The 10,473-nt window shown below is 70.8% G+C and carries 8 protein-coding genes; 4 read left to right on the top strand and 4 right to left on the bottom strand.

Going from position 1 to position 10,473, the window contains the following annotated elements; translation table 11 throughout:
• Positions 1 to 51: 51 nt before the first annotated feature.
• From AB0F18_RS19815 to AB0F18_RS19800, 4 genes are all read right to left on the bottom strand, one after another.
• Positions 52 to 768 (bottom strand): VC0807 family protein, encoded by a 717-nt coding sequence (locus AB0F18_RS19815; protein WP_362062310.1) that lies wholly within the window; start codon positions 766 to 768, stop codon positions 52 to 54.
• 144 nt (positions 769 to 912) lie between these two features.
• Positions 913 to 1,506 (bottom strand): TetR family transcriptional regulator, encoded by a 594-nt coding sequence (locus AB0F18_RS19810; RefSeq protein ID WP_362062307.1) that lies wholly within the window; start codon positions 1,504 to 1,506, stop codon positions 913 to 915.
• 21 nt (positions 1,507 to 1,527) lie between these two features.
• A complete protein-coding gene (locus AB0F18_RS19805) occupies positions 1,528 to 2,589 on the bottom strand; it encodes an aldo/keto reductase (RefSeq protein ID WP_362062304.1) in 1,062 nt (353 codons plus the stop codon).
• Positions 2,590 to 2,644: 55 nt separating this feature from the next.
• Complete coding sequence (locus AB0F18_RS19800) at positions 2,645 to 4,141, bottom strand: MFS transporter (protein ID WP_362062301.1); 1,497 nt, start codon at positions 4,139 to 4,141, stop codon at positions 2,645 to 2,647.
• A gap of 78 nt (positions 4,142 to 4,219) precedes the next feature.
• Here AB0F18_RS19800 and dusB point away from each other — a divergent pair, with 78 nt between their 5' ends.
• The 4 genes from dusB to AB0F18_RS19780 all read left to right on the top strand — a co-directional run bounded on the left by dusB (position 4,220) and on the right by AB0F18_RS19780 (position 10,471).
• Complete coding sequence (dusB, locus tag AB0F18_RS19795; protein WP_362062298.1) at positions 4,220 to 5,362, top strand: tRNA dihydrouridine synthase DusB; 1,143 nt, start codon at positions 4,220 to 4,222, stop codon at positions 5,360 to 5,362.
• 366 nt (positions 5,363 to 5,728) lie between these two features.
• The gene (ppdK, locus tag AB0F18_RS19790) at positions 5,729 to 8,437 is read left to right on the top strand and encodes a pyruvate, phosphate dikinase (protein ID WP_362062295.1); all 2,709 of its coding nucleotides are present in this window, start codon (positions 5,729 to 5,731) and stop codon (positions 8,435 to 8,437) included.
• Between the two features lie 411 nt (positions 8,438 to 8,848).
• The gene (locus AB0F18_RS19785; RefSeq protein ID WP_362062293.1) at positions 8,849 to 9,877 is read left to right on the top strand and encodes a winged helix-turn-helix domain-containing protein; all 1,029 of its coding nucleotides are present in this window, start codon (positions 8,849 to 8,851) and stop codon (positions 9,875 to 9,877) included.
• Between the two features lie 186 nt (positions 9,878 to 10,063).
• The gene (locus AB0F18_RS19780; RefSeq protein WP_362062290.1) at positions 10,064 to 10,471 is read left to right on the top strand and encodes a VOC family protein; all 408 of its coding nucleotides are present in this window, start codon (positions 10,064 to 10,066) and stop codon (positions 10,469 to 10,471) included.
• The last annotated feature ends 2 nt before the right edge of the window (positions 10,472 to 10,473 follow it).

The following is a 10,473-nucleotide window of genomic DNA, read 5'->3' as shown; positions in this document are numbered from 1 at the left end:
GCGCGATCCGCGCACCGGGCCACCGGTCTTTTCACGTGCTCCGGAGGCTGGTCAGGCCGCGGAGCCGCCGGCCTGCTCGGCCGCGGCCGCCGCCGCGGCGGCCCGCTGGGCGCCCTGCGCCTTGGTGCGCTTGACGAAGCCGACCGTCCAGAGGGCCAGACCGCCGAGCGTCCCGTAGATCATGAACGGGCTCAGGGTCACCATGGTGGAGGTGTCCAGGACGTACGACAGGGCGATCCGGACCGCCGCCTCGATGAGATAGACCACGCCCCAGACCAGGGTCATGCGGCGCTGGGCGTTGCGGAAGCCCTCGAACTGCCACAGGCCGTTGTAGTACGCCACGCCCGCCGGGGTGCCGTCCGTGCCGAACTTCCGGCCGAAGTAGAACATCAGCGGCCGCGGCGCGAGCAGCGTGGCCAGGCACAGGAGCCCGAACAGCCCCGTGACGGCGGAGTCCTTGACCAGCAGGGCCCGGGTGGAGTTGGCGCCGACGAGGGAGACGGCGGCGGTGATCCCCAGGAACACCAGGGTGACGATGGCGAACTCGTCCAGCTTGCGCCGCCAGGCCACCATGATGGCGCTGTCGAGGACCGGCCAGGCGCCGCTGACCAGCAGCGCCGAGGCCTCGCTCCAGCCGTGGTCGTCGACGAGCGTGTTGTAGGTGACGATCGGTGCGACCACGCTGAGCGCGATGGTCAGGATCAAGCCGACCGCCGCCGCTCCGCCGGAGCGTGCGGGAGGTGAGGGCTGTACTGCTGCCGTGGACAAGGTTCCCCCTGGAACGTGCCTGAGTAGTGCGGTAAGGGGACCGTAAGGAACTGTCGCTGGCATGTACAAGTCGACACGGCTCAAATGATCACCAAGCCGGTCGGAGGGCCTAGTTCCGCATAACAGGGCGCGCAGTCACGCCAGTTAGGCGCGCAGGCCCCGGATGACGAGCGTGACGACGGCCTCGAACTCCGAGGTGATCGTGGGGGAGAGCCACTCCGTCACGTACTGCGGATCATGGAACCGGCCGGTGGCGTCGAAGACGGCGCGCGCGGCGGCCGGCACGTCGGGCGCGGCCAGGGTGCCGGCGGCGACGCCTTCGCCGATGATCCGGGTCAGCTGGTCGATCAGCTCCGTCAGGTGGGCGTCGACCACCCCGCTGTTCTCGGCGAGCAGCACCGTGTACGTGGCGAACAGCTCCGGGTCGTCGCCCGCCTTGTGGCGCTTGGCCTCGAAGAGGGCCTCCAGCCAGGCCTCCAGCTTGGAGGGGGCGGTCTTGCCCGGGGCGGAGGCGATCCCCTCCAGCATGACCACGCTCTTGGCGAGCCAGCGGTCCGTGACGGCCTCGCGCAGCGCCGCCTTCGAGGGGAAGTGGCGGTACACGCTGCCGTGGCTGACGCCCAGGGCGCGCGCCACGTCGACCACGGTCGCCTTGGTGGGGCCGAAGCGGCGCAGCACCTCCTCGGTGGTTTCGAGGATGCGCTCGGGGGTCAGGGGCTCGGCAGCAGGGGAGGGCATGGGTACGACCGTACCGCCAGGTCAGTGTTCGCTGTCGAGGTGGGCCATCTGCGCGGCCGGATAGCGGTCGCCGGAGGCCGCCCCGGCCGGTACCGCCGCCTCGATGGCGGCGAGGTCGGCCTCGGTCAGCTCGACCCGCAGGGCGCCGAGCGCCTCGGTCAGCCGGTCCCGGCGGCGGGCGCCCACGAGCGGCACGATGTCGACGCCGTGGCGCGGGCCCTGCGCGAGCACCCAGGCGATCGCGGTCTGGGCCACGGTGACCCCCTTCTCCCCGGCGACCTTGCGCAGGGCGTCGACCAGGTCGAGGTTGCGGTGCAGGTTGTCGCCCTGGAAGCGCGGGCTCATCCCGCGGAAGTCGCCGGGCGCCAGTGCGCGGTCACGGCTGAAGTGCCCGCTGATCAGGCCCCGGGACAGCACCCCGTACGCCGTCACGCCGATGCCGAGCTCGCGGGCGGTCGGCAGTATCCGGTCCTCGATACCGCGCGAGATCAGCGAGTACTCGATCTGGAGGTCCGAGATGGGGGCCACCGCCGCGGCCCGGCGCAGGGTGTCCGCGCCGACCTCGGAGAGGCCGATGTGCCGGACGTGCCCGGCCTGCACGGCCTCGGCGATGGCGCCGACGGTCTCCTCGATCGGGACGTCGGGGTCCACGCGGGCGATCCGGTAGACGTCGATGTGGTCGCGGCCGAGCCGCTGGAGCGAGTAGGCCAGGAAGTTCTTCACGGCCTCGGGCCGCCCGTCGTACCCCGTGAACCCGCCCTCGACGGTCCGCAGGGCGCCGAACTTGACGCTGGTCAGCGCCTGCTCGCGGGCCGCGGCCGGGGCGGTGCGCAGGGCCTCGTTGATCAGCAGCTCGTTGTGGCCCATGCCGTAGAAGTCGCCGGTGTCCAGGAGCGTGTTCATGCCCTGGGGGGCGGCCTCCAGGAAGGCGTGGATGGTCGCGAGGGACTCGGCCCGGTCGGCCTCGCCGTAGAGGGCGGACATGCCCATGCAGCCCAGCCCCAGGGGGAAGACGGCCGGACCCGTGGCCCCGAGGCGGCGGGCGGTGGCAGTGGACGCGGAGGTGTTCTCGTTCGTGGTCATGGAACGAGAATGGCATGACGAGTGACAGATTTCAATATCTGTCACTCGTCAGCGTTCAGCTCGCCGGAGCCGGCCCCGGGGCCGGGGGCAGTCCGCCGTCCATCCGGGGGCCGGGGGCCTGTCCCGACGGGGGAGCGGAGGGGGCGGCCGAGGACGATTCGAGGGCCCCGGCCGTGCGCAGCGCGGTGGCACGGGCCCAGGGGCCGGTGGTGACGGCCCCGACGACGAGCACCAGGAAGGCGCAGCCGGTGATGATCCACCAGGCGGGCCGGGTCGCCGCCGCGAAGTCCCCGCCGCCCGCCGTCCCGGCCGCCAGCACCGCCCCTATCACCGCCACGCCCAGCGCCCCGCCCGTCTGCCGGCTGGTGGAGGCCACCGCGGCCGCCACCCCCGCCTGGGCGCGCGGCATCCCGGACACCGCCGTATTGGTGATCGGGGCGTTGACCAGGCCGAAGCCGATGCCGAACAGCACGTACCCGGTGAACATCAGCGGCGTGGAGGCCTCCGCCGAGAACGCCGCGAACAGCAGCCCGCTCGCCCCCATGGCCACCCCGGAGACCAGCAGCGACGGCCTCGGCCCGTGACTGGCGACCAGCCGCCCCGACACCGGGGCGCACAGGAAGGCGAAGGCCGCCATCGGCAGCATGTGCAGCCCCGCCTCCAGGGCGCTCAGCCCCCGCACCTCCTGGAGGTAGAGGGTGGTCAGGAAGAGGAACCCGGAGAGCGAGGCGAAGGTGCTCACCGCGATCACGGTCGCCCCGCTGAAGGGGGCGCTGCGGAAGAACCGGGGGTCGATCAGCGGGTCCGCCCGCCGGGCCTCGTAGAACACGAGCCCCGCCAGCGAGGCCGCCGCGCCCAGCGCGCACCCGAGGATCGGCGGCGAGCTCCAGCCCTCGGCCGGGGCCTCGATGATCGCGTACGTCATCCCGCCCAGCAGCGTCATGACCAGCAGCTGCCCCACCGGGTCCGGCCGGCGCGGCCGCTCGGAGCGGGACTCCGGGACGTGCCGCAGGGTCAGCACGAGGGCGACCAGTCCGACGGGCAGGTTCACCCAGAAGATGGACCGCCACCCCACCGAGTCCACCAGCAGCCCGCCGATCAGCGGCCCGGCGGCCATGGAGATGCCGACCACCGCACCCCAGACGCCGATGGCGCGGGCGCGCTCCTTCGGATCGGTGAAGGTGTTGGTGATGATCGACATGGCGACCGGGTTGAGCATCGCCCCGCCCACGGCCTGGAGCATCCGGAACGCGATCAGCCACTCCAGGCCCGGCGCGAGGGAGCACAGCACCGACCCCGCCGTGAAGAGCACCAGCCCCCAGGCGAAGACCTTGCGGCGCCCGATCCGGTCCGCCGTGGACCCGGCCAGTATCAGCAGCGAGGCGATGACCAGGGTGTAGGCGTCGATGGTCCACTGCATCCCGGATACCGATGCGTGGAACTCGCGGCGCATGGCGGGCAGGGCCACGTTCAGGACGGTGTTGTCCAGGCTGACGATCAACAGGCTCATGCAGCAGATCGCCAGGACCAGCAGGCGGTGCCGACGACTCATGTGATCCACGCCACTCATGTGATGCATACCGCCGAGCGTACGAATAAGTAACGAACGGCGCTGCGGGACAATGGGGGGATGACCACGCTTCCCGCCCCCCTCGCGATCGGCCCGCACACCGTGCAGCCCCCGGTGGTGCTCGCGCCCATGGCCGGCATCACCAACGCCCCGTTCCGCACCCTCTGCCGCGAGTTCTCGGGCGGCAAGGGGCTGTTCGTGAGCGAGATGATCACGACCCGCGCCCTGGTCGAGCGCAACGAGAAGACCATGCAGCTGATCCACTTCGACGAGACGGAAAAGCCGCGGTCGATTCAGCTGTACGGGGTGGACCCCGCGACGGTCGGCAAGGCCGTCCGCATGATCGTCGAAGAGGACCGCGCCGACCACATCGACCTCAACTTCGGCTGCCCGGTCCCCAAGGTCACCCGCAAGGGCGGCGGCTCGGCCCTGCCCTACAAGCGCCACCTGCTGCGCGCCATCCTCCGCGAGGCCGTCGCGGGCGCCGGCGACCTGCCGGTGACCATGAAGATGCGCAAGGGCATCGATGACGACCACCTCACCTACCTCGACGCCGGCCGGATCGCCGTCGAGGAGGGGGTCACCGCCATCGCCCTGCACGGCCGCACCACCGCCCAGCACTACGGCGGCACCGCCGACTGGGAGGCCATCGCGCGCCTCAAGGAGCACGTGCCGGAGATCCCGGTCCTCGGCAACGGCGACATCTGGTGCGCCGAGGACGCGCTGCGCATGGTCCGCGAGACCGGCTGCGACGGCGTGGTCGTGGGCCGCGGCTGCCTGGGCCGCCCCTGGCTCTTCAACGACCTGGTGGCGGCGTTCGAGGGCCGCCCCGAGGACTTCCACAAGCCGACCCTGCGCGAGGTCAAGCGCACCATGCTGCGGCACGCGCAGCTGCTCGGGGAGTGGATCGGCGACGAGGCGCGCGGGGTGATCGACTTCCGTAAGCACGTGGCCTGGTACCTCAAGGGCTTCTCCGTCGGGTCCGAGATGCGCGGGAAGCTGGCGGTCGTCTCCTCCCTGGCCGAACTGGACGCTCATCTGAGCGAGCTCGACCTGGACCAGGCGTGGCCCGAGAGTGCGGACGGTCCGCGCGGCCGGACGTCCGGAAACAACCGAGTTGTCCTGCCGGACGGCTGGCTGAAGGATCCGTACGACTGCGCCGGTGTGAGCGAGGACGCCGAGCTGGACACGTCCGGAGGCTGACAAATCGCCCTGCGTGGCGCGTGATATACGCCACGCATGGGAGAGGTTTCGCTCAGATGAGCGCGTAAGTCACGGGTAAGACTTCCAAAGGGTGGCACTGGGTGCCACCCTTTGTGTGTTCAAGACTTGAACGCAAATGTATCGATGATCGCTCATCCGAGCGCGATCAAGCGGTTCTCGGCCCCTCACCCTTCGGGATGTGAACGCTGTTCGTAGCTTCTCATTACCGACCGGTTACTTTCGATACGGTGGCGCACGGGTGGTTACGGCCCCATGACCGCCAAGTGGACGTACCGATAAGCCTTCGATCTGGGTATGTTCCTGGCCGTCAGGGCAGCCACCCGAGTCCTCGAGGAGTCGAGACCCGTGTCGGAAAACAAAGATCAGAAGCTCGTCTACGACTTCACCGAGGGCAACCGGGACCTCAAGGACCTTCTCGGCGGCAAGGGGGCCAACCTCGCCGAGATGACCAACCTGGGCCTCCCCGTGCCCCCCGGCTTCACCATCACCACCGAGGCCTGCAAGGTCTACCTGGAGAGCGGCACGGCCCCGGCCGCGCTGCGCGACGAGGTCAGCGCGCACCTCGCCGCCCTCGAAACGAAGATGGGCAAGAAGCTCGGCCAGTCGGACGACCCGCTCCTGGTCTCCGTGCGCTCCGGCGCCAAGTTCTCCATGCCCGGCATGATGGACACGGTCCTCAACATCGGCCTCTCCGACGAGTCCGTGGCCGGTCTCGCCGCCCAGGCCGACAACGAGCGCTTCGCGTGGGACTCCTACCGCCGCCTCATCCAGATGTTCGGCAAGACCGTCCTCGGCGTCGAGGGCGAGCTCTTCGAGGACGCCCTCGACGAGGCCAAGGCCGCCAAGAAGGTCACCGTCGACACCGACCTCGACGCCGCCGACCTCAAGAAGCTGGTCAAGGCCTTCAAGAAGATCGTCGTGAAGGAGGCCGGCCGCGAGTTCCCGCAGGACGCCCGCGAGCAGCTCGACCTCGCCGTCGAGGCCGTCTTCAACTCCTGGAACACCGACCGCGCCAAGCTCTACCGCCGCCAGGAGCGCATCCCCGGCGACCTGGGCACGGCCGTCAACGTCTGCTCCATGGTCTTCGGCAACCTCGGCCCCGACTCGGGCACCGGCGTCGCCTTCACCCGCGACCCCGCCAGCGGCCACGCCGGCGTCTACGGCGACTACCTGCAGAACGCCCAGGGCGAGGACGTCGTCGCGGGCATCCGCAACACGGTCCCGCTCGCGGACCTGGAGGCCATCGACAAGGCCTCGTACGACCAGCTCATGGCGATCATGACGAAGCTGGAGACCCACTACAAGGATCTCTGCGACATCGAGTTCACCATCGAGCGCGGCCAGCTGTGGATGCTCCAGACCCGCGTCGGCAAGCGCACCGCCGGCGCCGCCTTCCGCATCGCCACCCAGCTCGTGGACCAGGGCCTGATCTCCGAGGCCGAGGCCCTCCAGCGGGTCTCCGGCGCCCAGCTGGCCCAGCTGATGTTCCCGCGCTTCGACGAGAACGCCGAGACCACCCTCCTGGGCCGCGGCATCGCCGCCTCCCCGGGCGCGGCGGTCGGCAAGGCCGTCTTCGACTCCTACACGGCCGTCAAGTGGTCCCGCTCCGGCGAGAAGGTCATCCTGATCCGCCGCGAGACCAACCCGGACGACCTCGACGGCATGATCGCCTCCGAGGGCATCCTGACCTCGCGCGGCGGCAAGACCTCGCACGCCGCCGTCGTCGCCCGCGGCATGGGCAAGACCTGCGTCTGCGGCGCCGAGGACCTCGACGTCGACACCAAGCGCCGCCGGATGACGGTCGGCGGCCAGGTCATCGAAGAGGGCGACGTCGTCTCCATCGACGGCTCCACCGGCAAGGTCTACCTCGGCGAGGTACCCGTCGTCCCGTCCCCGGTCGTCGAGTACTTCGAGGGCCGCATGCACGCCGGCGCGGACGACGCCGACGAGCTCGTCGGCGCCGTGCACCGGATCATGGCCTACGCGGACCGCGTCCGCCGCCTGCGGGTGCGCGCCAACGCCGACAACGCCGAGGACGCGCTGCGCGCCCGCCGCTTCGGCGCCCAGGGCATCGGCCTGTGCCGCACCGAGCACATGTTCCTCGGCGAGCGCCGCGAGATGGTCGAGCGCCTGATCCTCGCGGACACCGACTCCGAGCGCGAGGAGGCACTCAGTGCCCTCCTGCCGCTGCAGAAGAAGGACTTCGTCGAGCTGTTCGAGGCGATGGACGGCCTGCCCGTCACCGTCCGCCTCCTCGACCCGCCGCTGCACGAGTTCCTCCCCGACATCACCGAGCTGTCGGTGCGCGTCGCCCTCGCCGAGTCCCGCAAGGACGCCAACGAGAACGACCTGCGCCTCCTCCAGGCCGTGCACAAGCTGCACGAGCAGAACCCGATGCTGGGCCTGCGCGGCGTCCGCCTCGGCCTGGTCATCCCCGGCCTGTTCGCCATGCAGGTCCGGGCGATCGCCGAGGCCGCCGCCGAGCGCAAGAACGCCAAGGGCGACCCGCGCGCCGAGATCATGGTCCCGCTCGTCGGCACCGTCCAGGAGCTGGAGATCGTCCGCGAGGAGGCCGACGCGATCATCGCCGAGGTCGAGGCCGCCACCGGCACCAGCCTCAAGCTGACCATCGGCACGATGATCGAGCTGCCGCGCGCCGCGCTGACGGCCGCCCAGATCGCCGAGGCCGCGCAGTTCTTCTCCTTCGGCACGAACGACCTGACCCAGACGGTGTGGGGCTTCTCCCGCGACGACGTCGAGGCCAGCTTCTTCACCGCCTACCTGGAGAAGGGCATCTTCGGGGTCTCGCCCTTCGAGACCATCGACAAGGAGGGCGTCGGCTCCCTCGTGCGCCACGCGGTCAAGCAGGGCCGGGCCACCCGCCCCGACCTCAAGCTCGGCGTCTGCGGTGAGCACGGCGGCGACCCCGAGTCGGTGCACTTCTTCCACGAGGTCGGCCTCGACTACGTCTCCTGCTCGCCGTTCCGGATCCCGGTGGCGCGCCTGGAGGCCGGCCGTGCCGCCGCCGAGGCCAAGGGCTCCGACAGCCGCTGAGCCCGGCTCCCCCCGACAGCGCCCGCCCCCGGTTCCCTGACTGCCGGGGGCGGGCGCTTCCCACTATTCGGAAGCCCCTCAGGCCTCACCCGGCCGGTTTCGCGAAATATTCAACGATGTCATTACGGCGCCAGGCGGCGGACGGATCCCCACCCGTCCGCCGCCTGCCGCCTATCCGCCAGGCACGTCGGCGCTTCCCGGTGCGACCGACCGCCAGGCCCCGCAAAGCCCCCCACGGCCTTCACGGAGCGTTTCGGTCGCGCCGGAGTGTGCCTGGCGGAGTACAGGATTTCGCTTGTCACGCCCCTGCCGAAAGGGGTTTCAACTGTGGCCGAAAGGGCGTGGTGACCACGTGTGACGGCATGCATACTCATGGGGCGGGGGGATTGCGGTTGCACAGGTGGGGGTTCGGTGCTTCGTATCCATTTCACTGGAGTGGACCTGGCACGCGTACGGATGGCAGGGCGTCCCGATGCGTTGTGGGAAACGATTCTTAGTTTTCATCGCTTAAGAGACCGGCGTGACGCCCGGCTGTTCGGCGAATGGCGTACGGAAGCCCGGAGCCGGTTGAATGGTGAAACAAGGCTGCTGAGCGCGCTCATACCGGCTCGCGGCTATTTCCCCGATTTCCTGACCCCCTCCGAGGGCCAGTACGGGTGGGACGTCGCCCTCGACGCCCTGCGCGGGCTCCACGCCGACCGGCTGCGCCACGAGCTGTCCCTCGTGGGCGCGGGCGCCGCGGCGGGCTTCGGCGCGGCCTTCGGGACCCCGCCGCCGACCCGGCTGCGGGAGTTCATGGACGGCGGCACCAAGTACCTGCCCCGGCTGCTGGGCGAGCTGCGCGGCTACCACCGCGCGGCCGTGGAACCGTACTGGACCCACATCCAGGCCCAGATCGAGGCCGAGCGGGCCGCACGCGGCCGCGCCCTCCTCGACGGGGGCGCGGACGAGCTGCTGGCCTCCCTGCCGCCGATGCTGCGCTGGCGGGCCCCGGTGCTGGAGTGCGAGTACCCGGTGGACCGGGACGTACGGCTGCGGGGGCGCGGGCTGCTGCTCCAGCCCTCGTTCTTCTGCCGGCGCACCGCGGTGACCCTGCACGACCCGGAGCTGCCGCCCGTGCTGGTCTACCCGGCCGCGGCCCAGCTGGCCGGCGCCGGAGCCGGCGGGGAAGCCGCCCGGCCGGCCGAGGAGCAGCGCCAGCGCACCCTGGGCAAGCTGGTGGGCCACACCCGCTCGGTGGTGCTGCGGGCCATCGGGGACGGGGCCACCACCAGCGAACTGGCCCGCCGCGCCGGGGTCTCCCTGGCCTCGGCGAGCCAGCACGCCTGCGTGATGCGCGAGGCGGGCCTGGTGACGACCCTGCGCCACGGCAACGCCGTCCTGCACACGGTGACCCCGCTGGGCGCGGCGCTCCTCAAGGGCGGCGCGGTGGTCTCCTGAAGGATCGGTTCACCAGGGCGGCGGCCCCAGCCGCCGCCCTGGCACCGTCCTGACCTGCGGTTTCGTGGTCCGCAGAAAAAACTCGAAAAAACTTCGCGCACGCCGATGAGTTCCCGCGCCGCCCCCGGTCTACCTCTCGACAGCACCACACGGAACACGCGCACCACCGAGAGAAGAGGCACCGGCATGTCCGCCACCATGATCTTCGTCAACCTGCCCGTCAGCGACCTGGAGGCCACCAAGGCGTTCTGGGGCAAGCTCGGCTACTCCTTCAACGCCCAGTTCACCGACGAGAACTGCGCCGCCATGCCCATCACGGACAGCATCGTCGCGATGTTCCTCACCGAGGCCCGCTACAAGGACTTCACCCACAAGGCCATCGCGGACGCGCGGACCACCTCCGAGGTGCTGCTCTGCCTCAGCGCCGAGAGCCGCGCCGCGGTCGACGAGCAGGTCGACGGGGCCCTGGCGGCCGGGGCCACCGAGCCCCGCCCCGCCCAGGACCACGGCGTCATGTACGGCCGGGCCTTCGACGACCTCGACGGCCACACCTGGGAGATCATGTGGATGGACCCGGCCGTCGTCCAGGGCTGACG

This window comes from Streptomyces sp. NPDC029216 (assembly GCF_040648015.1).
GTDB lineage: Bacteria > Actinomycetota > Actinomycetes > Streptomycetales > Streptomycetaceae > Streptomyces.
The sequence above is the reverse complement of the archived record's forward strand: the minus strand, read 5'-3'. Positions and strand labels throughout refer to the sequence as shown.